The 25481-nt window shown below is 66.1% G+C and carries 19 protein-coding genes and 1 pseudogene; 12 read left to right on the top strand and 8 right to left on the bottom strand.

Annotation, left to right across the window (positions count from 1 at the left end):
• Positions 1-156: 156 nt before the first annotated feature.
• The gene (locus OU994_RS09200) at positions 157-1515 is read left to right on the top strand and encodes an MFS transporter (RefSeq protein WP_281610510.1); all 1359 of its coding nucleotides are present in this window, start codon (positions 157-159) and stop codon (positions 1513-1515) included.
• A gap of 163 nt (positions 1516-1678) precedes the next feature.
• Here OU994_RS09200 and OU994_RS09195 read toward each other — a convergent pair whose 3' ends face one another.
• On the bottom strand, positions 1679-2077 hold the full coding sequence (locus OU994_RS09195) for a hypothetical protein (RefSeq protein WP_131147161.1): 399 nt from the start codon (positions 2075-2077) through the stop codon (positions 1679-1681).
• 277 nt (positions 2078-2354) lie between these two features.
• Between OU994_RS09195 and OU994_RS09190 the strand changes: the two genes are divergently transcribed.
• Together OU994_RS09190 and OU994_RS09185 are read left to right on the top strand one after the other, a co-directional pair.
• A complete protein-coding gene (locus OU994_RS09190) occupies positions 2355-2627 on the top strand; it encodes a DUF4148 domain-containing protein (protein WP_281610509.1) in 273 nt (90 codons plus the stop codon).
• 505 nt (positions 2628-3132) lie between these two features.
• Positions 3133-3627 carry a MarR family winged helix-turn-helix transcriptional regulator gene (locus OU994_RS09185; protein WP_281610508.1) on the top strand — a complete coding sequence of 165 codons (495 nt, stop codon included), beginning with the start codon at positions 3133-3135 and terminating at the stop codon, positions 3625-3627.
• A gap of 197 nt (positions 3628-3824) precedes the next feature.
• Here the strand turns inward: OU994_RS09185 and OU994_RS09180 are convergent, their stop codons facing one another.
• Both OU994_RS09180 and OU994_RS09175 read right to left on the bottom strand, forming a co-directional pair.
• Positions 3825-4955: a LacI family DNA-binding transcriptional regulator gene (locus OU994_RS09180; RefSeq protein WP_131147163.1), complete on the bottom strand. Its 1131-nt coding sequence runs from the start codon at positions 4953-4955 to the stop codon at positions 3825-3827.
• A gap of 148 nt (positions 4956-5103) precedes the next feature.
• Positions 5104-7320 carry an alpha-glucuronidase family glycosyl hydrolase gene (locus OU994_RS09175; protein ID WP_281610507.1) on the bottom strand — a complete coding sequence of 739 codons (2217 nt, stop codon included), beginning with the start codon at positions 7318-7320 and terminating at the stop codon, positions 5104-5106.
• A gap of 128 nt (positions 7321-7448) precedes the next feature.
• Here OU994_RS09175 and OU994_RS09170 point away from each other — a divergent pair, with 128 nt between their 5' ends.
• Positions 7449-8567, top strand: coding sequence for an endo-1,4-beta-xylanase (locus OU994_RS09170; protein WP_281610506.1), 1119 nt, complete (start codon positions 7449-7451; stop codon positions 8565-8567).
• A 66-nt stretch (positions 8568-8633) separates the two neighbouring features.
• Here OU994_RS09170 and OU994_RS09165 read toward each other — a convergent pair whose 3' ends face one another.
• Genes OU994_RS09165 through OU994_RS09145 form a run of 5 tightly spaced genes read right to left on the bottom strand, consistent with a single transcriptional unit; the run spans position 8634 to position 15085 of the window.
• Positions 8634-8921 carry a barstar family protein gene (locus OU994_RS09165; protein WP_281610505.1) on the bottom strand — a complete coding sequence of 96 codons (288 nt, stop codon included), beginning with the start codon at positions 8919-8921 and terminating at the stop codon, positions 8634-8636.
• A gap of 23 nt (positions 8922-8944) precedes the next feature.
• Positions 8945-9334, bottom strand: coding sequence for a hypothetical protein (locus OU994_RS09160; protein ID WP_281610504.1), 390 nt, complete (start codon positions 9332-9334; stop codon positions 8945-8947).
• Positions 9335-9365: 31 nt separating this feature from the next.
• A complete protein-coding gene (locus OU994_RS09155) occupies positions 9366-12233 on the bottom strand; it encodes a glycosyl hydrolase 115 family protein (RefSeq protein ID WP_281610503.1) in 2868 nt (955 codons plus the stop codon).
• 15 nt (positions 12234-12248) lie between these two features.
• The gene (locus OU994_RS09150) at positions 12249-13838 is read right to left on the bottom strand and encodes a glycoside hydrolase family 43 protein (RefSeq protein ID WP_281610502.1); all 1590 of its coding nucleotides are present in this window, start codon (positions 13836-13838) and stop codon (positions 12249-12251) included.
• Complete coding sequence (locus tag OU994_RS09145; RefSeq protein ID WP_281610501.1) at positions 13835-15085, bottom strand: SGNH/GDSL hydrolase family protein; 1251 nt, start codon at positions 15083-15085, stop codon at positions 13835-13837. Before OU994_RS09145 ends, OU994_RS09150 begins: the two co-directional genes overlap by 4 nt.
• 198 nt (positions 15086-15283) lie before the next feature.
• Between OU994_RS09145 and OU994_RS09140 the strand changes: the two genes are divergently transcribed.
• The 8 genes and pseudogenes from OU994_RS09140 to OU994_RS09105 all read left to right on the top strand — a co-directional run bounded on the left by OU994_RS09140 (position 15284) and on the right by OU994_RS09105 (position 25384).
• Positions 15284-16708, top strand: coding sequence for an enolase C-terminal domain-like protein (locus OU994_RS09140; RefSeq protein WP_281610500.1), 1425 nt, complete (start codon positions 15284-15286; stop codon positions 16706-16708).
• A gap of 60 nt (positions 16709-16768) precedes the next feature.
• A complete protein-coding gene (locus OU994_RS09135) occupies positions 16769-17986 on the top strand; it encodes a fumarylacetoacetate hydrolase family protein (RefSeq protein WP_281610499.1) in 1218 nt (405 codons plus the stop codon).
• Positions 17983-18795 carry an SDR family NAD(P)-dependent oxidoreductase gene (locus OU994_RS09130; RefSeq protein ID WP_281610498.1) on the top strand — a complete coding sequence of 271 codons (813 nt, stop codon included), beginning with the start codon at positions 17983-17985 and terminating at the stop codon, positions 18793-18795. The genes OU994_RS09135 and OU994_RS09130 overlap by 4 nt, the downstream gene beginning before the upstream one ends.
• Positions 18792-19685 carry an SMP-30/gluconolactonase/LRE family protein gene (locus OU994_RS09125; protein ID WP_281610497.1) on the top strand — a complete coding sequence of 298 codons (894 nt, stop codon included), beginning with the start codon at positions 18792-18794 and terminating at the stop codon, positions 19683-19685. The genes OU994_RS09130 and OU994_RS09125 overlap by 4 nt, the downstream gene beginning before the upstream one ends.
• Positions 19682-21448 (top strand): IlvD/Edd family dehydratase, encoded by a 1767-nt coding sequence (locus OU994_RS09120; protein ID WP_281610496.1) that lies wholly within the window; start codon positions 19682-19684, stop codon positions 21446-21448. Before OU994_RS09125 ends, OU994_RS09120 begins: the two co-directional genes overlap by 4 nt.
• Positions 21449-21662: 214 nt before the next feature.
• Positions 21663-22661 carry a D-xylose ABC transporter substrate-binding protein gene (gene xylF, locus OU994_RS09115; RefSeq protein WP_281610495.1) on the top strand — a complete coding sequence of 333 codons (999 nt, stop codon included), beginning with the start codon at positions 21663-21665 and terminating at the stop codon, positions 22659-22661.
• A 27-nt stretch (positions 22662-22688) separates the two neighbouring features.
• A complete protein-coding gene (gene xylG, locus OU994_RS09110) occupies positions 22689-24218 on the top strand; it encodes a D-xylose ABC transporter ATP-binding protein (RefSeq protein ID WP_281610494.1) in 1530 nt (509 codons plus the stop codon).
• 22 nt (positions 24219-24240) lie between these two features.
• Positions 24241-25384, top strand: a pseudogene (locus OU994_RS09105) (sugar ABC transporter permease).
• The last annotated feature ends 97 nt before the right edge of the window (positions 25385-25481 follow it).

Genomic DNA, 25481 nt, shown 5'->3' with positions numbered 1-25481 from the left:
GCCCTTTTACTTCATGGCCGGCCCGGCCGGCGAATGCCATCGGCGGGCTCGGTAAATTTCATTAACAAATGGCTTGCTCCGGCTCGAATGTGGTCGTTATACTCACTCATGTTGTATGACGACTGACGACCAAAGCCACAGTTCACCGGAGACACCATGGGTAAACACCTGCCGGCCATCCAGGCCACCCGCGTACGCTGGACCATTCTCGCAATCCTGTTCATTGTCACCACGATCAACTACGCCGACCGCGCCACGATCTCGATCGCCGGCCCCGAGCTGAGCCGGCAACTGGGGCTGACGCCCGTCCAGATGGGCCTGATCTTCTCGGCCTTCTCCTGGTCCTACGTACTATGCCAGTTGCCCGGCGGCTGGCTGCTGGACCGCTTCGGCACCAAGATCGTCTATTTCTTTTCCATCTTCCTGTGGTCCCTGTTCACGCTGCTCCAGGGATGGGTCGGTTTCTTCAGCGGCGGCGCCGCCGTCGCCATGCTGTTCACGCTCCGCCTGATCGTCGGCGCAGCCGAGGCACCCTCCTTTCCAGGCAACAGTCGTCTGACGACTTCGTGGTTCCCGACCGCCGAACGGGGCACGGCCGCCGCCATCTTCAACTCGGCCCAATACTTCGCCACCGTGCTGTTCGCGCCGATCATGGGCTGGCTGGTTCACTCGCTGGGCTGGGAAAGCGTGTTCTTCGTGATGGGCGGGCTGGGTATCGCGATGTCGCTGGCATGGCTGAAGTTCGTGCATGGTCCGCGCCAGCATCCCAGCGCCAACGCGGCGGAGCTGCTGCACATCGAACGGGGCGGCGCGCTGGTCGACCTGGAAACGACCGGCGTGCCGGCCGCCGCGCGGCCGCAGATCGATACCTGGTCATGCCTGAAGCAATTGCTGTCCTCGCGCATGCTGCTGGGAATCTATATCGGCCAGTACTGCATCAACACGCTGACCTATTTCTTCCTGACGTGGTTTCCGATCTACCTGGTCAAGGAACGCCACATGACGATCCTGAAGGCGGGCTTCGTCGCCGCGCTGCCGGCGATCGCCGGTTTCCTCGGCGGCGTGCTCGGGGGCGTGATCTCGGACCGGATGATCAAACGCGGCTACAGCACGTCGGTGGCGCGCAAGACGCCGATCATCGGCGGCATGCTACTCGCCACCACGATGGTACTGTGCAATTTCGTCGAGCAGGACTGGGTGGTGGTTGCCGTGATGGCGCTGGCGTTCTTCGGCAAGGGCATCGGCGCGCTGGGCTGGGCCGTCGTTGGCGATACGTCGCCAAGCCAGGCTGGCGGCATGAGCGGATCGCTGTTCAATATGTTCGGCAACACCGCCGGCATCACGACGCCGATCGTCATCGGCATCATCCTGCAGGCCACCGGTTCGTTCTACGGCGCGCTCGTGTTCGTCGGCGCCAATGCCCTGGTGACGGTGCTGTGCTACCTGTTCCTGGTGGGCGAAATCAAGCGCTTTGAATTCACGGAACCAGTGGTGAAGACGGCTGCCGCGGCGTAGCGCTCCGGGCGATGTGATGGGACATGATGGAGTGTGATGTAACAACGGGGTCTGGCGGCCCCGTTGTGTTTCCGGTCCGCGTGGTGCCGCGTGCCAGGCCTGCTGCGCCGTTCAGGCGCCTCGTTCACTGCGCCGCTTCAGGCGCCTCTTTCGCTGCGCCGCTTCAGGCGCCTCTTTCGATATCGTCCACGTCCCGTTCGCCGGTCAGCGGTACCGATTCGATATGGTCGACATTGATATCGGCGCCATCGGGCGCCGTCGTGTCGCGCCCCACGGTTGCCCGCTCGCCAGTGCCACCGGCGTCCGTATCGCTGTCCAGGTCGGCATCGCCGACATCCGGGCCGGCCGTGCCACCCGCCGTGTTTTCATCGAGATCCTCGTTGGTGCCGCCATCGAGGTTGTTTTCCTCGATTTGCTGGGCAAGCCCGGAGCCGCCCTGGATATCGCTGCCCGAATCGGACGTGTCGCTGGGGCCCAGCGCGCCGGTGCCATGGCCGCGGCCAAGCACGCGGTCGGGCGCGGACGGAAAGTTATCGGGATCGAGTGTGCTGGTACCTGACATAGTGCCTCCTGTGATTGCATCGCCGGCATGCGGCATTGCCAGGACTGTAACAGCCCGTACCGAACGGCGTCGCACCCGAGGTGTTTGCCCGGGTTTGGCGCAACGTTGAACGATGTTGCCACCTGTTCGGCTGCTCGCCCCGGTGCTCGGGCTGCGCCGTTCCCGACCAGGCCCAGCCAGGATGTCATTGCCGCCGTGAATTACCTCCATCACGACGCATTATTTCACTAATGTACAATTCATATATATAATACGTGTATTCACTGGAGGAATCATCATGAAAACCGCTTACTACCTCATCGCCGCCCTCGCCCTCGCAACCACCGGTGCCGCCATCGGCGCGGAAAACACCGAAGCCGCGACGGCAGCGGCCACGGCGAGCACCGCGACCGCTGCCAGCGCCGCTGTCACGCAACAGGCGCCGCAGCGCCACGGGCTGACCCGCGCCGAAGTGCAGGCGCAAGTGATCGCCGCCCGCAAGAACGGCACGCTGATCGAAAGCGAAGCCGACATGGACGTCGCCCAGACCCGCAAGCACTACGCGCAGTAATCGCCTGAAGCCGGCCGCTCTCGCTGGCGTGCGGTCGGCCGCCTGTCCCCGCTTTCCGGTACCTGGGCCTGCCCGCCAGGCTTCATCCGGCACACGGACCGCCGAAGCGGGCGGTGCCGGCTGAGCGCATCACCGGTTGCTTGCCCTGCCGCACGGTTGCCCGCCTTGTCCGAACCGAAAATGTTGTAGCAAAGATACACTCTTCAGCCCCGCAGGAACGCCATGAGGGTCAGGCTTGCCCATGGTCCAGCTCGCCACACGCGCTGTCCGGCGCGCGACGGACCGGCATCCTGGATGCAAGCGACGCCCTTCAGCACAGCCGTTTGCCGGGTGCACGGGGGCGGTTGCCGCGTGCGACCGCGAACGGTTGGGGTCCGCTCTCCGGCCGGAGCAGCCGCGGCAGATAGCGCTAGCGGCGAGCGCCGGGCAGCTAAAAACAATTTACCTTTGTGCAACCACTAGTACAATCCATGTATTGACCGACCTATTGCACAGGAGTGCGCCGATGAGCAGTTTTGACGCAACGAACAAGCGCTTGAAGACCATCCGGGAACGCATCCCCGCTTTCCCGGAAGACCTGATGCGCCTGCTCCGCATGACGTACCACGTGCAGAAGCGCATGAAGGACCTGTCGAACGCGGTGCTGCGCAAATACGACCTGGTCGACGCCAGCTACATGGTGCTGGCCGTGCTGTACGGCTCGGAAAACGAGACGTCGACGGCATCCACCCTGGGCGAGGCCTGCATGGAAAAGCCCGCCAACCTCACCCGCGTATGCAACGACCTGGAAGCACAGGGCCTGATCACGCGGGGCAACCGGCCCGGCGACCGCCGCTGCGTGATGATCTCGCTCACCGACCAGGGCCGCAGCCTGATCGAACAGGTGATGCCGGAAGTCTGGGGGCGCACCACCCGCGCCTATGAAGGCCTGACGGCGGAAGAGCTGCGGCTGCAGGAACGGCTGTTTGCCCGCCAGCTGGAAAACCTGGACAACATCTGACCTTCCCTCGCTGCGGCGCGTTCGGCGGGCTCGCCGACGTTCCGACGCCGCAGCGCCGCCCTTCCCTAACAAATGGGGACGGACCCTGTTTTCAAGGAAAGATTGCTTCAAAAATGGGGACGGACCCTATTTTCCAGGAAATATTGCCGTGAAAATGGGGTACGTCCCCATTTTTCACGTCCCTGTCCACGGCCCAGTCAGGCCTCGACAGTCTTGCCGGCCAGCTTGGGCCGCCGCCGCGGGGCGGCGTCGGATTGCCGCCGGATCAGCGAGAAATCCATCACGATGTGTTCCGGCGCCTGCACGGCGCCGTCGCGCTGGGCGCGGATCTGGCGTACCAGGAATTGCACGGCCATTTCCGCCATCTGCGCGATGGGCTGGCGCACGGTGGTCAGCTCGGGCCAGATGGTGGTGGCCAGCGCGGTATCGTCGAAGCCGGCCACGGTGAGGTCGCCCGGCACGTCCAGGCCCAGCCGGTGGGCGATGGCGACGGTGGCCGCGGCCATGTCGTCGTTGCTGGCAAACACGGCGGTGGGCCGGTGTTCCAGGCCCAGCAGGATTTCCGCCGCGTCGAGCCCGGAGCGGTACGTGAACATGCCCTGGGCCACCAGTTCGGGCGACGCGTCGCCGCCCTTGTCCGCGATGGCGGCCTTGTAGCCCTCCAGGCGGCGCGCCGAGGCGGTCTGGTTCGGGTGGCCGATGACGAACCCGATGCGGTGGTGGCCCAGCGAGATCAGGTGGCTCGTCATGTCGTAGGCGGCCTGGTAGTCGTCGATCGACACGGCGCCCACGCGCGGGTCGGGCTGGCCGCAGGCGACCGTGGCCGCCGGCATGTCGGCCAGCGCGATCAGCTCGATCAGTTCCGGGGTATCGCACAGCGGCGGCGGCAGGATGATGCCGTCGACGCCATTCTCGATCAGCCGGCGCGAATGCGCTTCCCACGTATGCCCGTCTTCGCAGTTCTCGACGACCAGCTGCACGTTGTGGATGCTGGCCTGGTTCAGCAGGCCGACCAGGAATTCGCTCAGGTAGCCGGCCGACGGGTTCGAATACAGGAAGCCGATGCGGATCGCGCGCGCGCCGGCGAGGCGCCGCGCGGCCTGGTTCGGCACATAGTTCAGCGCCGCCACGGCCTCGTCCACCTTGCGCCGCGTGGCCGGGCGAACGTTCGGGTCGCCGTTCATCACGCGCGACACGGTCATCGGCGAGACGCCGGCCAGCTTGGCGACATCGGACATCGTCGGCACGCCCGGCCGGTCGCCGCGCCCCGACGCCTGCGGCGCCTTTTCCCCCGGCGCGCCGTACGCTTTCGCCTGTATTTTCGTCATCGGACTGGTCTTATCGAATAATTATTTTGCGGACTCTAACATACGCGCATGCCATGGTTTTTCCACGCGCGGCGCAGCTGTCCCGAATTGATCATTCTAACATCCCGCGGCGGGACCGATGTTAGCGCACCCATCGGCCCCGACCGTCTCAATGGTGCCCCGCCGCGTACGGAAACTTGATGGCCTTGTACTGCTCCAGCGTGCGCTCCGGCTTGCGCACGCCCGGCGGCAGCGGCAGCCCGGAGACCGACTGGAAGTACGCCACCGACGCGTCACGCCACCAGCGCGCTTCCTTCACCTGCGTGTCGAGGCGCTGCGCCACTTCACCGTAGCGGCGCTGGTCCACCAGCGGTTTCAGCTTCTCCCAGCGCGCGCGCAAGCCTTCCGCCTCCGTGACCCCGCGATCGTAGCGCGCCACCAGTTCGGTCCACAGCGTGCGGCCGGACGGCATCGCGTAATTCCATGGCAGGTGGTGGAACCACAGCAGCAGCTCTTCCGGCGTGCTGCGCGGGTCGGCCCAGCGCTTCGCCACGCCCGGCGCGTACTGCGCCAGCGCATTCGAGCCGCTGGCCGTGCGGTCGAAGCCGATGCCCTGCTTGTCGGCCTTGTGGTAATAGGTCGGGTTCCAGTCCGGGCGGCCCAGGTTGTCGACCCATGGCCCCGGCCCGTGGTGGTGGCCGGTGTCCATCAGGTGGTGCAGGCCGAGCGGCGTCATGTAGTCGACCACGGCTTCGCGCGAGCGCATCATCATGTCGACGATCTGCGTGACGGCTTGCGGCTCGCGGCTGAACGTCTGCATCGCCCATTCCCGCGCGAAGGCACGCGAGTCGCCCTGTGGGTCCCAGGCAAAGCGCCCGTACGCATACCAGTTGGCCTGGTCGAAGTGCGAACCACTCCAGGTGCGCGAGCTGCCGATATTGGCCACGCCGGCCATGCCGGTCGGGCGCCTGCCGTGATCGGCGTCTTCCAGCACCTGCGCCACCGTGAAGCCGTCCGGGCGCTGCATCGTGTCCGCCTTCAGCACTTCCTCGAACAGCGGGCCGAGGTAAGCCATGTGCATCGCGAAGCCCAGGTATTCCTTGGTGATCTGGAATTCCATCATCAGCGGCGTCTTCGGCATGGCGCCGAACAGCGGGTGGAACGGCTCGCGCGGCTGGAAGTCGATCGCGCCGTTCTTCACCTGCACCATCACGTTCGGCGCGAACTTGCCGTCCAGCGGCTTGAACTCGTCGTAGGCCTGCTTGGCGCGGTCGTCCGGCTTCTCGGCCGCGTACACGAACGCGCGCCACATCACGATGCCCTTGTGCGGCGCCAGCGCGGCGGCCAGCATGTTGGCGCCATCGGCATGGCTGCGGTGGTAATCCTGCGGGCCCGGCTGCCCTTCCGAATTGGCCTTGACCAGGAAGCCGCCGAAATCGGGGATGGCGCGGTAGATCTCGTCCGCCTTGGCGCGCCACCATGCCGCCACCTCGGGCGCCAGCGGATCGGCCGTCTTCGTTTCCTTCAGTTCCAGCGGCGTGGACCAGCGCGCCGACAGGTAGACCTTGATGCCGTACGGCCGCAGCACGTCGGCCAGCGCGGCCACCTTGGCGATCCACGGCGCGGTCAGGATCTCGGCCTTGGAGTTGACGTTGTTCAGCACCGTGCCATTGATGCCCAGCGACGCATTGGCGCGCGCGTAATCCACGTACTGCCGCTCGCGGATGTCGGGCAGCTCCCACCAGTTCCAGATCGACTGGCCGGAATAGCCGCGCTCCACCGTGCGGTCGAGATTGTCCCAGTGGTTCAGCACGCGCAGCTGCAGCTTCGGCGCGGCGCGCTCGTCCAGCGCGGCCAGGGTCTTGCCGGTGCCGAGCGCGCGCAACAGGCCGAAGGCGCCATACAGCAGGCCGATGTCCTCGTTGGCGGCGATCACCGTCACGCGCTTGCCGTTCACGCTGGCGCTTTTCAGCAGGTAGCCTTCGGGGCCCAGTTCCGCCAGCCCATCGGCCTTGAACCCCTGCGGCAGCGCGCCCGCCTTCGCCAGCACGATGGCGCCGTCGGCGGCCGAGGTGCCCGAGGCCGGCGCCTTGCCGGCCATGCCCTGCAGCCCGCGGCGCAGTTCATCGATGGCCGCCTGCACGGTAGGGGAGGCTTTGCCGGCATGGCTGATCGTGCGCGCCTGCTGTTGCAGCTGGGCGGCCTGCGGCACCGGACGGTACCGCAACCACAGTTCGTAACCATCTTCTTCGACCGCCTGCGCGGGAGCCAGCACGGTCAAGGACAACGCCAGCCCGACCACCACCGCCAGCGCGCCACCGAGGGCCCGCCCGTTGATTCGCCCGCCGCGCGGGCCCCCGCCGGCACTCCGGTTCAGAATTCGCATCTTGTCTCCGTTGTTTTTTGGTAGCGCAACCGTTTGCACTGTTATCGATGTTAGCGTAACCTTTGGCATTAGGCTACCTAAATAAGCCATATCAATAATGACGGCCACCGCGCCGCACAGGAGACAAGATGACCACCACCCGCCGCGACATGCTGCGCCTGCTGGCCGGCACCGCCTGCGCCACCACCCTGCCCCCGCTGTTCGCCGCCGCGCCCGAGCCGCTGAAGGCGATCGCCGCCGCCAAGGGCCTGCGCTTCGGTAACGCGCTCGGCTACAAGTACTTCAAGGACCCGGCGCACCGCGCGCTGATGGCGCGCGAATGCGGCGTCATCGTGGCGGAAAACGAAACCAAGTGGCCGGCGCTCGAACCGCAGCGCGGCCGGCACAACTTCGGCCCGGCCGACGAGATGTTCGCGTGGGCCCGCAAGGAAGGCATGCAGGTGCGCGGCCATACGCTGGTGTGGCAGCCGGCGAAATGGCTGCCGGCCTGGGTCAACAAGCACGACTTCGGCCAAGGGAGCGCCGAAGCCGAGCGCCTGCTGCGCGAGCACATCACCACCGTCTGCAAGCACTACGGTACCGGCATCTACAGCTGGGACGTGGTCAACGAGGCGGTCGAGCCGGAAACCGGCGAGATGCGCGCCAACGCGTTCACGCAGCGGATGGGCGCGATCGAGCAGATCGACTTCGCCTTCCGCGTGGCGCGCGAACAGGCGCCGCATGCGCAACTGGTCTACAACGACTACATGCGCGAAGATGCCGGCAGCGCGAAACACCGCGCCGGCGTATTGAAGATGCTGGCGGAACTGAAGAAGCGCGGCACGCCCGTGCAGGCGCTGGGCATCCAGAGCCACATCGGTTCGTGGGACGACGTCAAGCAGAAAACCAATCCGGAACGCGACTGGCGCGCCTTCCTCGACGAAGTCACCGGCATGGGCTACGACCTGCTGATCACCGAGTTCGACGTCAACGACCGCATGCTGCCGGCCGACTTCGCGATGCGCGACGCCGGCGTGGCGGCGCTGGCCAAGGATTACCTCGACATCACGCTGTCCTACCCTCAGCTGAAGGACTTCCTGCTGTGGGGCCTATCGGACAACGTCAGCTGGCTGCAGACCTGGGACGAGGCGCCGCGCAAGGACAAGCTGCCGCAGCGCCCCTGCCCCTACGACGCCCAGCTGCGCGCCAAGCCGCTGCGCGAAGCCATCGCCGCCTCGCTGCGCGCGATGCCGCAACGCGCCGCCTAGCGCCCCGCCACGGACGGATCATGATGGACCGGCAGCGCCCGGCGAAGGCTGCCGGTAACGTGTCGTTCAGCCCAGCACCAGCGAAAACCGTCCGGAAAAGTTCAACTCCACATCCTGCCGCTCCACATCGCGCAGGATGGACACGATGGTATCGAAACGCTCACCCATGGCCTCGCGTGAAAAGGCCGAATGGCGCCAGAGCATACGCACCGGCCGTTCCACGCCGGTCGAGAGCACGTCCCACAGCGCGTCCAGATTCCTGCCGTAGTAATGCGGAAATGGCAGCGCCGCCATGATCGCCGCGTGAAAGTCAGCCTCGGACCGGATGGCCTGGCCGTCGAGTTCAAGTTCCATCTGCACCTTTCATCGAGACCGCATCATAGCGGCGAATCCGTCGTTCCCGGCAGGCGCAGCGCCTCGATGCCGATGCCGAACGCGGCGGTCAGGTGCTGCTCCAGTTCCTGAAGTGTCGGGCAGGCATGCCAGTCCTGCGCATGAACGTAATGGTCCCAGTCGTCCGGATACGCTTCCCACCCGGGCGACAGCGTGCAGCGGCGCACCCGGTAGGCGGCGATGGCATCGGCATTGGCCGTGCTCCGTGACAGCACATGCTCGATTCCAGTACCGCGGTGGACAACGCTGGCTAAAGCGTCGTCCACCATGGGGCGTACTTCGATGAACGTGCGCCGCTGTTCACCGGCGGCCGTGACCTCGGCTTCCAGATGCCTGCCCAGCCTGAGCCGTTCGACGATCTGCGTCCGGTTCATCGGCATGCCCCCATGATTACGTCACCCATGATCACTTCACCCGCGGGCTTTCCGGCGGCCCCAGGTAACTGGCCTTCATGCCGCCCGCATCCACCACCACTTTCTGCAGCACCACAGCCGGGTCGAGCGCCCAGATCTTCAGCACGTGCGCGCCCGGCTTGCCGATCGCATGGCGCGACGTGAACACGGCGGCACCGTCGCCGACGATCTTTTCCCAGTGCTTCTCGGACGCGTCGGCATGCAGGTTGACCACCTGCGGCGCTTCGTCGTCGAAGGCGATCGCATAGCGCAGCCCCTGGCCGGGCTGGAACTTCAGGGTCGGCGCGACGGTCACGTGGACCTTGACATCGCCGCTGCTGAACAGGTGCATGTCGTACTCCAGCCGCATGCCGTCGGCCGGGGCCAGCGCCGGCGCGTCGACCGGCAAGGTCGTCATGCCGGACAGCGTGCGGCCGTGATCCGGCACGTTCAGCCAGTCGCGGCCCGGCGCGGCCACCGCGCGGGCGTAGTGCTCGGCCTCGATCGACACCACGCCATGGGTTTCCACGAAACCGCGCACCGGAGCGGCGCCGGCGGGCTTGTGCACCGGCACCTCGATCTTCGCTTCGCCGTTCGGGCCGGTGACGAACAGCGTGGCCCCCGTCGCGCCGGCCGGCACCTGGTCCCAGCGCACGTCGACGGCGACCCGCTGCACCTTGTCCACCGTGCCGGACGTCCTGTCGAGCACGATCCACGGTTCGCTGGCGCGCACCGAGTACCGGAACGGCGTGCCGCCCCGGTTGAACAGTTCCACCATGCGCGGCTTGCGCTCGAACGCATCGAGCGCCGGCAGCTTCAGGCCATGCGCGTCCGGCCAGGCTCCTTCGCCACCTTCGACGGCGATGCCCAGCGCGCCCGCTTTCGGCACCTGCACTTCGCTGACGGCCGGCATCACGTTGACCGGCGGCTGCTGCCAGTAGGTGTAGCCCAGGTGGGTCTGCGCCATCATGTGGTTCCACTTGCCGCCGTTGATCGCATGGTAGCGGCGCGTCAGCGCGGCGTCGTCGCGGAACAGGGCGCGGGCACGTTCGGCCATGTCGTTCGCCGCCGCCCTGCCCTGCTTCGCGTACAGCCGGTTCAGGCCCGCCACCACGTACAGCTCGTTGACGACGGCGCCCGCCTTCACCGGGTGCAGCACCAGCTGGTAGAACGCATCGCGGCGTTCCTTCGGCAGGCTGGCTGCGATCTTCCCGGCACGCGCCTCGAGCTCGCGGTACTCGGCCACGATGCGGGCCGACTCGCCGTAGTTCACGTGGCTGTACGTGGCCGGCTCCAGCATCTCCGGGCGGCGCCTGCCGTTGTACTTGGCGTACTTCGCCACGATGTCGGCGATGTCCGCCGCATCGCGGGCGCCGAACTCGCGCGCCGCCCACAGCCGCAGGTATTCCTGCAGGCGGTCGGCCGGCCACGCCGCCGGATTCCACGCATACGTCAGGAAAAATTCCATCGGCACTTCCATCGGCTTCAGGTCGCCCACGTTGACGATCCACATGCGCGTCGCCTCGTGCTTCCAGGCCAGGTGCATCTGTTCCCACACCTTCGGCAGCGGCGTCACGTTCAGCCATTTGTAGTTGCGCGGGCCGCCCACGTAGTCGAAGTGGTAGTACACGCCGGCGCCGCCGGCGCGCTTGCGTTCCTGCGCAGTCGGCAACCGGCGGATATTGCCCCAGTTGTCGTCGCACCACAGCAGCAGCACGTCGTCCGGCACGCGCATGCCCTGCTCGTAGTAATCCTGCACTTCCTTGTACAGCGCCCACGCCTGCGGCACCTTGGCCATGTCGGGGTCGAGTTCCTCGCCGATCATCCTGCGCTGGTCGGCCACGATCTTCTCCAGCAGGGCCACGTTGGCATCCTGCGACATCGGCTCGTCGCCATCGCCGCGCATGCCGAGCGTGACCACTTTCTCGTAGCCGCGCGTCTTTTTCAGGCCATCGCGCCAGAAGTCCTTCAGCACGGCCTCGTTGCGGCTGTAGTCCCACGGCCCCTTGCCGTAGCGCGACCACTCCTTGTGGGCGCGCATCATCGGCTCATGGTGCGAGGTGCCCATCACGATGCCGTATTCATCGGCCAGGCGGCCATTCTCCGGATCGTCGTCGAAGAACGCGGCATCCCACATCGCCGGCCACAGGTAGTTGCCGCGCAGGCGCAGGATCAGCTCGAACACTCCCTTGTAGAACTTGCTGTTGTAGCCGCCGTAGCGTTCCTTCGCCCAGCCGGTCAGCGCCGGTGCCTCGTCGTTCAGGAAGATGCCGCGGTATTGCACCACCGGCGCATCCTGCACGGCCGTGCCGGCCTGCGCATACAGCGCCTTGCGCTTCACGGGCGGCACATCGGCCCACCAGTACCATGGCGACACGCCGATCTGTTCGGAAACTTCGTAGATGCCGTAGATCGTGCCGCGCTTGTCGCTGCCGGCGATCACCAGCGCGCGCTGCACGCCGGGCATCGGGTTGCGCACGGTGCGCACGAGATAGCCTTCCCACTTGCCGCGGATCGGTGCCACGTCGAGCATGCCGGACTTTACGAGGCCATCGATCAGCGCGCTCTTGCCGAGGGTGCCGGCGATGACGATATCGATGCCGATCGGCGCCTCGGCGTTGCGCACCTGGCGCAGGACCGGCTTCACGCCGCCGACCCGGGCCAGGTCGGCCTGCAGGTCGCCGGCCGCGCGCAGCACGCCCTTGTGGTCGCCCGCGTCGACAAAGATCGGCGCCGCCCTGCCGCTGGCCAGCAGCTCCACCGCATCGGCGTTATCGCGTTCGAACGCGACGAACGGCTTCTGGCCCAGCGCCTGCGCGGCGCCGGACAGCTGGAGCAACAGCGCCAGCAGAATCGAACGTAGCAACATCGGTAACAACATCGGTAACACCATCGATCAGTCTCCCAGCGGTTCGTAGTCGAACCAGTCCACGTCGGCCGGCGCCCCCGTCGCCACCACGCCGGCAAACACGCCGGTGAAGCCGCCCGCGTCTTCGGACGACAAGGCGGCGGTCGGCGCGGAACCCAGCACCACCGGCTTGCCACCATCCTGCACGTAGCTGAACTCGTAGCGCTCGGGCCAGGCGCGGACCTGCAGGTCCACCGGCCCGGGACGCACCGCGGTCGAGGCTACCACAGTGCTTGTTCCCTTCACGCGCGTGACGAGCTCGATGCGCCGTGCCGCCTGGCTGCCAGCGATCCGCAACTGATAGTGATTGGCTTCGTTCATGCGCAGCGCGAGGCCGGCATACTGGCCCGCGCCGGCCGGCTTGAAGTCCACGCATGCGGCGATGCGCGCGTTCAGGTGCTGCTGGCGCCGGGCCACGAAGGCGGGAGTCGCCACGTCGTCCAGGCTGGCCTGGTTGCCGTTCAGGCGCAGGAAGCCGGGCCGCGCCGCCAGCGAGTACAGGCCAGTGGACGGGCCGCGCACGAAGGTCCAGTGCAGGTCCAGCTCGGGCTGGTCGAACCCGGTGCGCACCGGGGCCTTCGGCAGCGGCGACAACGGCGGCAGGCCAGCCGCGCTCATCTCCAGTGCGAGCGGCTTGCCACCATTGACGACGGGCCAGCCGTCCTGCCAGGTGACCGGCGCCAGCAGCGTTTCGCGGCCCAGGTGATGCTTGTTTTTTCCGTCATGCCTTGTAGGCCGCACGCCCAGCAGCACCATCCACCACTTGCCTTCGTCGGTCTGCACCAGGTCGCCGTGGCCGGTGGCCTGCAACGGCGATGCGGGATGATCGCGATGCGACAGGATCGGATTGCCCTTGTGCGCCTCGAACGGCCCGAACGGCGACTTCGAGCGTGCCACCGTGATCATGTGGTCGTACGACGTGCCGCCTTCGGCGATCATCAGGTAGTACCAGCCATCGACCTTGTACAGGTGCGGCCCTTCCGGCCACACGCCGCCGGTGCCGTTCCAGATCCGCTTCGGTTCATCGAGCAGCTTGCCGGTCTTGACGTCGATGCGCGACTGCACGATGCCGCCCTTTTCTCCGCCGTCGTGCCGCGTGTAGTACACCGTGCCATCGTCATCGAAGAACAGCGACGGATCGATCCATGGCGTCTTCTCCTTCAGCCACACGGGTTCCGACCATTCGCCGGCCGGATCCTTGGTGTGGACGATGAAATTGCCGCCGGTTTCGACGTTGGTGGTGATCATGTAGAACGTGTCGCCCACGCAGCGCAAGGTCGGCGCGTAGATGCCGCGCGAGGCGCGCTGGCCCTTCAGCGGCAGCTGCGATTCGCGCGTCAGCGCATGGCCGATCAGCTTCCAGTTCACCAGGTCGCGGCTGTGGAAGATCGGCACGCCGGGGAAATACTCGAAGGTACTGTTGGCCAGGTAGTAATCCTTGCCCACGCGGCAGATGCTGGGGTCCGGGTGGAAGCCGGTGATGACGGGATTGCGGTACGTCGCGGCCGCCTGCGCTCCGCCGGCGAGCAGGAGTGCGCCCGCGAACGATGCGGCCATCAGCATGGTTTTCCTCATCATTTCGCTCCGCAACGGTTACCCAGCGCCTTCAGCGGCACCGCTTCGGCCATCGCCCGCAGGCCGGCGATGGAGGGATGCAGGCCATCGTTGTCGTACTCCTTGCGCAGCTTGTCCGGCTGCTGCGGGTCGCGCAGCGCCGCGTCGAAATCGGCCACCGCGTCGAACACGCCGGACTTGCGGATCCACTCGTTCAGCTGCTGGCGATCCGCCTCGTTGGTCGCCGCCGGGCGGTAATAGTCGCTGCCGGCATACGGCGTGACGGTCCCGCCGATCACGCAGATGCCGTGCGCGTGCGCGCGTTCGACGAGCTGGCGGTGCGCCTGCTGCAGGTCCTCGACCAGCTTGGCGCGCGCCGCCGGGATGTCCTCGCCGTTGCGGTGCTGCCCGCCCAGGTCGTTCACGCCGATCATCACCACGGCGTGCGTCACGCCGGCGCGGGCGATCACGTCACGGTCGAAGCGCGAGGCCAGGTTCGGTCCGAGGCCGTCGCGCAGCATGCGGCCGCCGCCGATGCCCACGTTGACCACGCCCATCGGCTTGCCGCCCTGGGCGATGCGGCCAGCCAGCACGTCCGGCCAGCGGTCGTTGCCATCCGTCGTGGTGCCGTAGCCATCGGTGATCGAGTCGCCGACCGCCACCACCGCGCCCACGTCGCGCGGCGCCTGCACTTCCACGTCGGCCAGCAGGTACCAGCGCGGGATTTTCTCGGCGCCGCTCCATGCCGCGTCCAGCGTGCGCTGGCCCTTGGCCACGAAGCTGGTGGCGCGTGAACCCGGATGGCCGGTCTGCTTCGACGGCGCGCCATTGAAGTACAGCGACACGGCGATATCGGCGCCGGCCTTGTGCGGCAGGGCCACCACGTCGCTGTAGTATTCCGCGCCGGCCGGGATCATCACGGAAGCACGGCCGCCGAAGGTCAGCGCCCTGGCCGATTGCGGATCGATATCCGGATTGCCGGGCGCCTTCGCCAGGCCGATGCCGGCCGCTTCCACCGTCAGCGGCGTGGTGCCGAACACATTGCTGATGCGCACCCGCAGTTTTTCGCCACCCAGCGCCACGTGCACGATCTGGCGCAGCGTGGCATCGCGCCAGTGCTCCTGCGGCAGTTCGTTCTGGGGTTCCGGGGTCATCTGGGCCGCGCCCCACGAGGCGACCCAGTGCCATTTTTTCGGCGAATCGGCGGCCGTCGCCGCGCTTGCGGCCAGCAGCAGGCCGGCCGCAAGCGCGGCCATATGCGTTTTTTGCATGTTGTCTCCGTTCTTATCGTGCCTGGAAGCGGATTTCCGGCACTTTGTCTGCATCGATCGAGTCGCAGTCCACGCCGCATGTTGTAGCGCTATCTTCACCCTCCGCTTTGCCGATCTTTACACCGCGGATATGTTGACTTGCCATCCCAAATGCCGCACACTGCAAAATGTTAGCGCTATTCATTTTAGGTTAAGCCGATGGTACAGGCAACATATAATAACGAGACGAATGTGGAGACAAAAACGCCCGTGATCACCGCGATGCGGGTGATTCCGGTGGCCGGCCACGACAGCATGTTATTCAACCTGTGCGGCGCGCACGGCCCGTATTTCCTGCGCACCCTCGTGCTGCTGACCGACAGTGCCGGCCATACCGGCATGGGCGAAGTGCCGGGCGGCGCGGGCATCACGAAGGCGCTGGAAAATGCGATTCCCCGCGTGGTCGGCACGCCGATCGGACGCTTCAACCGCACGCTGAACGCGGTGCGCGAAGGCATCGCCGGAAAAAGGCCGGGAGAAATGCGCGGGCCGCAGACGCTGCAGCACCAGGTCACCTCGGCCGCCGAGGCGGCCGTGCTGCAGCAGCCCCATGAAATCAACCTGCGCCTCGAGAACGTCGTCACGGCGATCGAGGCCGCGCTGCTCGACCTGCTGGGCCAGCACCTGGGCGTGCCTGTCTGCGAACTGCTCGGCAGCGGCCAGCAGCGCGACCGGGTGCCGATGCTGGCCTACCTGTTCTACATCGGCGACCGCACGCGCACCGACCTGCCCTACCTTGAAGGCTCGGGCAACAAGGACGACTGGTACACGATGCGCCACCAGGAAGCCGTCACGGTACAAGCCATCGTCGAACAGGCCGAGGCCACGGTGGCCCGCTACGGCTTCCGCGACTTCAAGCTGAAGGGCGGCGTGATGCGCGGCGAAGACGAAATCGCGGCCGTCACCGCCATCAAGAAACGCTTCCCCGATGCCCGCGTGACGCTCGATCCGAACGGCGCCTGGTCGCTCGACGAGGCGATCCGCCTGTGCCGCGGCCAGGGCCACGTGCTGGCCTATGCCGAAGATCCCTGCGGCCCCGAGAACGGCTACTCGGGCCGCGAGACCATGGCCGAGTTCAAGCGCGCCACCGGCCTGCCGACGGCCACCAACATGATCGCCACCGACTGGCGGCAGATGGCCCATTCGCACTTGCTGGGCGCCGTCGACATCCCGCTGGCCGATCCGCATTTCTGGACCATGCAGGGTTCCGTGCGCCTTGCCCAGCTGTGCCAGGAATGGGGCATGACCTGGGGTTCCCACTCCAACAATCACTTCGATGTGTCGCTGGCGATGTTCACGCACGCGGCCGCCGCCGCGCCGGGCCGCATCACGGCGATCGACACGCACTGGATCTGGCAGGAAGGGCAGGAACGCCTGACCCGCGAGCCGCTGCAGATCGTCGGCGGCGAAGTGGCGGTACCCGATCGCCCCGGCCTGGGCATCGAACCGGACCTGGACCGCATCGCCGCCGCGCACGAGCTGTACAGGAAAGTCGGCACCGGCGCGCGCGACGATGCGATGGCCATGCAGTATTTGATCCCCGGATGGACCTATTCGCCGAAGCTGCCAAGCCTTGGCCGCTGAACGATGGTCACTGAGCACATTCAGACTTTTCATCCATAACCAGAACAAGAGGAGACTCACATGAAGGAAGCGCCAGCCTTGTCTTTGTTGCCTGCCGACCTGCCGCAGGCTTTGCTCGTGGGCCGCGTTTGGCGGACCGGCGACATCGACGGCCCCGCCGTGGTGGCCGTGCGTAACGGCGAAGTGTTCGACATCACCCGGCATGCCTCGACCGTCGCCGAACTGCTGGAACGCGACGACGTCGTGGCCATCGTGCGTTCGGCAGCAGGCGAATCGCTGGGCCGCGTCGAAGCCCTGATCGAGAACGCGCTGTCGGCCAACCCGGCGGCGGACGTGCCGCGCCTGCTGGCCCCGAACGACCTGCAGGCCATCAAGGCCTGCGGCGTGACGTTCGCCGTCAGCCTGCTGGAACGCGTGATCGAGGAACAGGCCAACGGCGATCCGGCCCGTGCCGAACAGCTGCGCGGCGAGCTGCTGGCATCGATCGGTGCCGACCTGTCCAGCATCAAGCCCGGTTCGCCGCAGGCCGAGCAGCTGAAGCAGGAATTCATCAGCCGCGGTGCCTGGTCGCAGTACATGGAAGTGGGCATCGGCCCGTATGCGGAAGTGTTCTCGAAGTCGCAGCCGATGTCGGCGGTGGGCTTCGGCGCCGACGTGGGCCTGCACCCGGAATCGAAGTGGAACAACCCGGAACCGGAAATCGTGCTGGCCGTGACGAGCCAGGGCAAGCCGGTCGGCGCCACGCTGGGCAACGACGTGAACCTGCGCGATATCGAAGGGCGCAGCGCGCTGCTGCTCGGCAAGGCCAAGGACAACAACGGTTCCTGCTCGATCGGCCCGTTCATCCGCCTGTTCGACGACCGGTTCTCGCTCGACACGGTACGCAATGCCGAAGTGCGCCTGACCATCGAAGGCGTGGACGACGACTTCGTGCTGGACGGCGTGAGCCTGATGAAGCAGATCAGCCGCGACCCGCTCGACCTGGTCGGCCAGACCTGCGGCGCGCACCACCAGTACCCGGACGGCTTCATGCTGTTCCTCGGCACCATGTTCTCCCCCATCAAGGACCGCGACGCCAAGGGCGGCGGGTTCACGCACCACAAGGGCGACCGCGTCACCATCGCGAGCCCGGCGCTGGGGGCCTTGATCAACCACGTCCACCGCAGCGATGAAATCGCGCCATGGACCTTCGGCGTTCGCGCCCTGTACAACAACCTGGCGCGCCGCGGCCTGCTGGGCAATGTAACTGAAGCAACCAAAGCAACTGGAGAAAAATGATGGCTGGCAACACGAACCAAGATCAACGGCCACCGTTTGAATATGCCACCTATCCGGATCTGAAGAACAAGCGTGTCGTCGTCACCGGCGGCGGCACCGGCATCGGCGCGGGAATCGTCGATGCGTACGTCAAGCAAGGCTCGCAGGTGGTGTTCCTGGACATCGCCGACGAACCGTCGCAGCAGCTGGCCGCCAGCTACCCTGGCGCGGCGCACCAGCCGCGCTACCTCCACTGCGACATGACGAATATTGAAGAGCTGAAGAAAACGTTTGCAGACATCGAGCGCGATATCGGCGGCGTCGACATCCTGATCAACAATGCGGCCAACGACCACCGCCACGCCGTGGCCGACGTCACGCCGCAGTACTGGGACGACAGCCTGGCCGTCAACCTGCGCCACCAGTTCTTCTGCGCGCAGGCCGTGGCGCCGGGCATGAAGAAGAATGGCGGCGGCGTGATCCTGAACTTCGGTTCGATCTCGTGGTACCTGGCCCTGCCCCAGCTGACGCTGTACATGACGGCCAAGGCGGCCATCGAAGGCTTGACGCGCGGCCTGGCCCGCGACCTGGGCAACGATGGCATCCGCGTCAATACCGTGATCCCCGGCTCGGTCAAGACCCCGAAGCAGATGGCGCTGTGGTACACGCCGGAAGGCGAAGCGCAGATCATGGCCTCGCAGCTGCTGAAGGAGCGCATCGAGCCGGAAGACGTGGCCGCACTGACGCTGTTCCTGTCGTCGAACCAGGCGTCGCGCTGCACCGGCCGCGACTACTTCGTCGATGCCGGCTGGTATGGAGACGGCAAGTGAGCACGCCGACCAGCACGACGCCCGAGTGCATCTGGCCGCTGGAAGCCACGCTGGGCGAAGGCCCGGTGTGGCATCCGGTCGAGCAGATGCTGTACTTCGTCGACATCAAGCAGCACAAGCTGCACCGCTGCGACGCGCACGGTGGACAGCGCCAGACGTGGGACATGCCGGGCGAGACCGGCTTTGCGCTGCCAGCCGAGAGCGGCGGCTTCGTCTGCGGCCTGGCGGGCAAGCTGGTGCACTTCGATCCGGCCACCGGCACGTTCGCGCCGATCACGGAATTCGAAGCGGACCGCCCGGGCAACCGCCTGAACGACGGTCACGTCGCGCATGACGGCGCCCTGTGGTTCGGTTCGATGGACAATGCCGAAACCGCGGCCAGCGGCGCCCTGTACCGCTATGACGGTGCGCTCGGCAGCGGGCTGACGAAGCACGACGACGGCATCATCATCACCAACGGCCCGGCGTTCTCGCCGGACCGCAAGACCTTCTACCACACCGATACCTTCGGCAAGACGGTGTACGCCTTCGACGTGACCGCCGAGGGTACGCTGGCCAACAAGCGCGTGTTCGCCCCGATCGCCGAACCCGGCTGGCCCGACGGCAGCGCCGTCGATGCCGCCGGCAACGTGTGGGTGGCCGTGTTCCGCGGCGCCCGCGTGCTGCGCTATTCGCCGGCCGGCGAACTGCTGGAAACCATCGCCTTCCCGGTACCGAACATCACCAAGATCGCCTTCGGTGGTCCGGACCTGAAAACCGCCTTTGCCACGACCGCCACGAAAGGCCTCACGGCCGAGGAACGCGCCGCCGCCCCGCTCGCGGGCGGCGTGTTCGCCTTCCCCGTCGACGTGCCCGGCCTGCCGCAGCACATGATTGGATTTGTAAAATGACCCGCCGTTACCGTTCCCAGGACTGGTTCGACAATCCGGACCACATCGACATGACCGCGCTCTACCTGGAGCGCTTCATGAATTACGGGATCACTCCCGACGAGCTGCGCAGCGGCAAGCCGATCATCGGCATCGCGCAGTCGGGCAGCGATATCAGCCCGTGCAACCGCATCCACCTGGACCTCGCCAAGCGCGTGCGCGACGGCATCCGCGACGCCGGCGGCATTCCGATGGAATTCCCGCTGCACCCGATCTTCGAGAACTGCCGCCGCCCCACCGCCGCGATCGACCGCAACCTGGCCTACATGGGCCTGGTGGAGATCCTGCACGGCTATCCGATCGACGCGGTGGTGCTGACCACCGGCTGCGACAAGACCACGCCGTCGCAGCTGATGGCCGCCGCCACGATGGACCTGCCGGCGATCGTGCTGTCCGGCGGCCCGATGCTCGACGGCTGGCTCGATGGTGAGCTGGTCGGTTCCGGCGCGGCGATCTGGAAAGGCCGCCGCCGCCTGGCCGCCGGCGAAATCGACAACGAGAAATTCCTCGAGATCGCCGCCGCTTCCGCGCCGTCCGCCGGCCACTGCAACACGATGGGTACCGCGTCGACGATGAACGCCATCGCCGAGGCGCTGGGCATGTCGCTGACCGGCTGCTCGGCCATTCCGGCACCGTACCGCGAACGCGGCCAGATGGCCTACGAGACGGGCCGCCGCATCGTGGCGCTGGCCGAGCAGGACATCCGTCCATCGTCGATCCTGACGCGCGAAGCGTTCCTCGATGCGATCGTCACCAACGCGGCGATCGGCGGTTCCACCAACGCGCAGCAGCACATCATGGCGATGGCGCGCCACGCCGGCGTGGAAATCCACACGGAAGACTGGATGAAGTATGGCCACGACGTGCCGCTGCTGCTGAACATGCAGCCTTCCGGCAAGTACCTGGGCGAGCGCTTCCACCGCGCCGGCGGCGTGCCGGCCGTGATGTGGGAGCTGGAACAGAATGGCCTGCTGCGCTCGGACCGCTTGACGGTCACCGGCAAGAGCATGAAGGACAACCTGGCCGGCAAGGAAACCAACGACCGCGAGATGATCTGGCCGTTCGCGGCGCCGCTGAAGGAAAAGGCGGGCTTCTTCGTCCTGTCGGGCAACCTGTTCGACTTCGCGATCATGAAGACCTCCGTGATCTCGGACGAGTTCCGCGCCCGCTACCTGAGCCAGCCCGGCAATGAAGGCGTGTTCGAAGCCCGCGCCATCGTGTTCGACGGTTCGGACGACTACCACAAGCGCATCAACGACCCTTCGCTGAACATCGACGAAGACTGCATCCTGGTCATTCGCGGCGCCGGCCCGATCGGCTGGCCCGGTTCGGCCGAAGTCGTCAACATGCAACCGCCCGATGCGCTGATCAAGCGTGGCGTGAAGAACCTGCCGACGCTGGGCGACGGCCGCCAGTCCGGCACCTCGGACAGCCCGTCGATCCTGAATGCTTCGCCGGAATCGGCGGTGGGCGGCGGCCTGGCGTGGATCCGCACCGGCGACACCGTGCGCATCGACCTGAACAACGGCACCGCCAACATGCTGGTCGACGATGCCGAGATCGAGCGGCGCAAGGGCGACGGCATCCCCGCCTTCCCGGCCAGCCAGACGCCATGGCAGCAGATCTACCGTTCGACGGTGGGCCAGATGCAAAGCGGCGCGTGCATGGAGATGGCGCTGGAGTACCGGAACCTGCGGGACGTGGTGCCGCGGCATAACCACTGATGTTTGGTGTCTGACACCGTAATGGCGGTCTGCACGTTGAAGGCGCAGACCAGACCCACCGGCAAATGCCGGGGTCAGACCCGCCGGGTCTGACCCCAGGTCTGCACTTGGGTTCAAACAGCTTTACCAGAACTTTGACGATGAAATAACCCATACTTGAACGTTCCAAGATAACAACAACAGGCCACCGGCCACCCATCTTAGGAGACACACCATGAAGTTGAAGATCGCCATCGCGAGCGTGCTGCTCGCCCTCACCTCCACCGCCGCCCTGGCGGATGCGAAAAATCCGAAGATCGGCTTCTGCATCGACGACCTGCGCCTCGAGCGCTGGACGCGCGACCGCGATTACTTCGTCAAGGAAGCCGAGCGCCTGGGCGCCAAGGTCTACGTGCAGTCGGCCGATGCCAGCGAGCAGCGCCAGATCTCGCAGATCGAGAACCTGATCTCGCGCGGCGTGGACGTGCTCGTGATCGTGCCCTACAACGCCACGGTGCTGAACAACGCGATCCGCGAAGCCAAGAAGGCCAAGATCAAGGTGGTGTCGTACGACCGCCTGATCCTCAACTCCGACGTGGATGCCTACATCTCGTTCGACAACCAGAAGGTGGGCGAACTGCAGGCCGAGGCCATCAAGGCGATCAAGCCGAAGGGCAACTACTACCTGCTGGGTGGCGCGCCGACCGACAACAACGCCAAGATGCTGCGCGAAGGCCAGCTGAAGGTGCTGCAGCCGCTGATCGACAAGGGCGACATCAAGGTGGTCGGCAAGCAGTGGGTGAAGGACTGGAGCGCTTCCGAGGCGATGGCCATCGTCGAGAACGCGCTGACCGCCAACAACAACAAGATCGACGCCATCGTGGCCTCGAACGATGCCACGGCCGGCGGCGCGATCCAGGCGCTGACCTCGCAGAAGCTGCAGGGCAAGGTGCCCGTCTCGGGCCAGGATGCCGACCTCGCCGCGGTGAAGCGCGTGATCGCCGGCACGCAGGCCATGACGGTGTACAAGCCGCTGAAACTGATCGCCACCGAAGCGGCGAAACTGTCCGTGCAGCTGGTACGCAACGAGAAGCCCGGCTTCAACTCGCAGTACAACAACGGCGCCAAGCAGGTGCCCACCCTGCTGCTGAAACCCATCCCGCTGACCAAGGCCAACGTGCAGGTGCTGGCCGACGACGGCTTCTACTCGAAGGCCCAGCTGACCGCCAACTGATACCGCACCTTACCCCTAAGTGAGCGCATGAGCGATTACCTTCTCGAGATGCGCGGCATCGTCAAGCAGTTCGACGGTGTGCGCGCACTGAATGGCATCGACATCAAGGTGAAGGCCGGCGAATGCGTCGGCCTGTGCGGAGAAAATGGCGCCGGTAAATCCACGCTGATGAAGGTGCTGTCCGGGGTCTACCCGCACGGTACCTACGACGGCGGGATCTACTGGGACGGCGCACCTTTGCAAGCCACCTCGATCCGTGAAACGGAAGCCGCCGGCATCGTCATCATCCACCAGGAACTGATGCTCGTGCCGGAACTGTCGGTGACGGAAAATATCTTCCTCGGCAACGAGATCACCCTGCCCGGCGGGCGCCTCGACTACGACACGATGAACCGCCGCGCCAACGAACTGCTGGCCGAGCTGAACATCCGCGACGTGAACGTGGTGCTGCCCGTGAAGCAGTACGGCGGCGGCCACCAGCAGCTGATCGAGATCGCCAAGGCCCTGAACAAGAATGCCCGGCTGCTGATCCTGGATGAACCGTCGTCGTCGCTGACGACGTCGGAGATCCGCATCCTGCTCGACATCATCCATCAGCTGAAAGCCAAGGGTGTCACCTGCATCTACATCTCGCACAAGCTCGACGAGATCGCGGCGATCTGCGACACCATCGTGACGATCCGCGACGGCCAGCACATCGCCACCACGCCGATGGTCGACATGAGCGTGGAGAAGATCATCGCGCAGATGGTCGGGCGCGAGATGAACCAGCTTTACCCGCAGCGGCGCCACACGCCGGGCGAGGTGGTGTTCGAGGCGAAGCACGTGACGTGCTGGGACCCGGACAACCCACAGCGAAAGCGCGTGGACGACGTGTCGTTCACCTTGCGCAGCGGCGAGATCCTCGGCATCGCCGGCCTGGTGGGCGCCGGGCGCACGGAACTCGTGTCGGCGATCTTCGGCTCGTATGAAGGCCAGTACGAGGCCGAGGTGTGGTACCAGGGCAGGCGCTGGGATACCGGCTCGCCGCTGAAATCGATCCGCGCCGGGCTGGCGATGGTGCCGGAAGACCGCAAGCACCATGGCATCGTGCCCGACCTGTCGGTGGGCCAGAACATGACGATGGCCGTGCTGCAGCAGTTCTCGCATGGCACGCGCATCGACCAGGACGAAGAGCTGAAAGTGATCCGGGAAGAGATCGGCCGGCTGAAGCTGAAGACGGCCAGCCCGTTCCTGCCGATCACCGGGCTGTCCGGCGGCAACCAGCAGAAGGCCGTGCTGTCGAAACTGCTGCTGACGAAGCCGAAGGTGCTGATCCTCGACGAACCCACGCGCGGCGTGGACGTGGGCGCCAAGTTCGAGATCTACCAGCTGATGCTGAACCTGGCCAGCGAGGGTATCCCGATCATCATGGTGTCGTCCGAACTGCAGGAAGTGCTGGGCGTTTCCGACCGCGTGCTGGTGATCGGCGAGGGACAGTTGCGCGGCGATTTCGTCAACGACAACCTCACGCAGGAGACCCTGCTGGCCGCCGCCCTGGCGCAACCGCTGCACTGAACGCTTCACTAGAGTGAGACCGATGAAAAGCAATCAATTCAAAAAACTGTTCACGCAGTACAAGATGCTGGCCCTGCTGGTCGCGATCGTGCTGATCTGGGGCTTCTTCACATGGATGACGGAGGGCGGCTTCCTCACGCCGCGCAACATGTCGAACCTGATGCGGCAGATGGCTGTCACGGGCATCCTGGCCTGCGGCATGTCGCTGGTGATCATCGCCGGCGAGATCGACCTGTCGGTGGGCTCGCTGCTTGGCCTGCTGGGCGGCGTGGCGGCCGTGCTGGACGTCACGCATGGCATGGGGCTGCCCGTCAACATGATCGCGGTACTGGCGGTCGGCCTGTTCATCGGCCTGTTCAACGGCTACCTGACGGCCTACCTGCACATCCCCTCGTTCATCGTCGGCCTGGGCGGCATGCTGGCCTACCGCGGCATCTTGCTGGGCGTGACCGATGGCGTGACGATCGCGCCCGTGTCCGAGGAATTCGTCTACATCGGCCAGGGCTACCTGCCGCCGCAATGGGGCGTCGTGCTGGGCGTGACGCTGTTCGTGATCGCCATCGCGCTGACGTTCCGGCAGCGCAAGAGCCGCGCGCACCACGGCCTGGAACAGGCACCGCCATGGCGCGACGGCCTGCGCCTGGGCATCATCGCCGCCGTGCTGTTCGGCTTCGTGACCACGCTGAACAGCTATGAAGGCATCCCGCTGCCCGTGCTGCTGCTGCTCGCCCTGCTGGGCATCTTCACCTACATGACCACGCAGACCGTGTTCGGCCGCCGCATCTACGCGGTGGGCTCGAACATGGAAGCGACGCGCCTTTCCGGCATCAACGTGAAAGCCGTCAAGCTGTGGATCTTCGGGATCATGGGGCTGATGTGCGGCCCGCGCCGGACTGATCAACACGGCCCGCCTGGCCGCCGGCGCCCCGTCGGCCGGTACGTCCGCCGAACTGGACGCGATCGCGGCCTGCTTCATCGGCGGCACGTCGATGCGCGGCGGTTCCGGCACCGTGTACGGCGCGCTGATCGGCGCGCTCGTGATGGCCAGCCTGGACAACGGCATGTCGATGCTGGACGTGGACACCTACTGGCAGATGATCGTCAAGGGCGGCATCCTCACGCTGGCCGTGTGGGTCGACGTGGCGACGCGGACGGGCAAGCGCTGACAGCATGGATGAGCCCGTGTCAGGGGGGCTTTGCAGGGGTTTCAAAGAGCACTGCTCTTTGCCTGCAAAGCGGTGATGCCTTACTTGGCGTCACTCC

This window comes from Pseudoduganella sp. SL102, from assembly GCF_027856995.1.
In the GTDB taxonomy this organism is placed as follows: Bacteria; Pseudomonadota; Gammaproteobacteria; order Burkholderiales; family Burkholderiaceae_D; genus Rugamonas; species Rugamonas albidiflava.
The sequence above is the reverse complement of the archived record's forward strand: the minus strand, read 5'-3'. Positions and strand labels throughout refer to the sequence as shown.

Coding starts and splice junctions, on each gene's coding strand:
- OU994_RS09185 (WP_281610508.1), top strand. CDS start 3,133: ATGAGCAGTTTTGACGCAACGAACAAGCGCTTGAAGACCATCCGGGAA.
- OU994_RS09165 (WP_281610505.1), bottom strand. CDS start 8,921: ATGGAACTTGAACTCGACGGCCAGGCCATCCGGTCCGAGGCTGACTTT.
- OU994_RS09160 (WP_281610504.1), bottom strand. CDS start 9,334: ATGAACCGGACGCAGATCGTCGAACGGCTCAGGCTGGGCAGGCATCTG.
- xylG (WP_281610494.1), top strand. CDS start 22,689: ATGAGCGATTACCTTCTCGAGATGCGCGGCATCGTCAAGCAGTTCGAC.
- OU994_RS09195 (WP_131147161.1), bottom strand. CDS start 2,077: ATGTCAGGTACCAGCACACTCGATCCCGATAACTTTCCGTCCGCGCCC.
- OU994_RS09155 (WP_281610503.1), bottom strand. CDS start 12,233: ATGTTGTTACCGATGTTGCTACGTTCGATTCTGCTGGCGCTGTTGCTC.
- OU994_RS09145 (WP_281610501.1), bottom strand. CDS start 15,085: ATGCAAAAAACGCATATGGCCGCGCTTGCGGCCGGCCTGCTGCTGGCC.
- OU994_RS09175 (WP_281610507.1), bottom strand. CDS start 7,320: ATGCGAATTCTGAACCGGAGTGCCGGCGGGGGCCCGCGCGGCGGGCGA.
- OU994_RS09180 (WP_131147163.1), bottom strand. CDS start 4,955: ATGACGAAAATACAGGCGAAAGCGTACGGCGCGCCGGGGGAAAAGGCG.
- OU994_RS09120 (WP_281610496.1), top strand. CDS start 19,682: ATGACCCGCCGTTACCGTTCCCAGGACTGGTTCGACAATCCGGACCAC.
- xylF (WP_281610495.1), top strand. CDS start 21,663: ATGAAGTTGAAGATCGCCATCGCGAGCGTGCTGCTCGCCCTCACCTCC.
- OU994_RS09140 (WP_281610500.1), top strand. CDS start 15,284: ATGGTACAGGCAACATATAATAACGAGACGAATGTGGAGACAAAAACG.
- OU994_RS09200 (WP_281610510.1), top strand. CDS start 157: ATGGGTAAACACCTGCCGGCCATCCAGGCCACCCGCGTACGCTGGACC.
- OU994_RS09130 (WP_281610498.1), top strand. CDS start 17,983: ATGATGGCTGGCAACACGAACCAAGATCAACGGCCACCGTTTGAATAT.
- OU994_RS09135 (WP_281610499.1), top strand. CDS start 16,769: ATGAAGGAAGCGCCAGCCTTGTCTTTGTTGCCTGCCGACCTGCCGCAG.
- OU994_RS09170 (WP_281610506.1), top strand. CDS start 7,449: ATGACCACCACCCGCCGCGACATGCTGCGCCTGCTGGCCGGCACCGCC.
- OU994_RS09150 (WP_281610502.1), bottom strand. CDS start 13,838: ATGATGAGGAAAACCATGCTGATGGCCGCATCGTTCGCGGGCGCACTC.
- OU994_RS09190 (WP_281610509.1), top strand. CDS start 2,355: ATGAAAACCGCTTACTACCTCATCGCCGCCCTCGCCCTCGCAACCACC.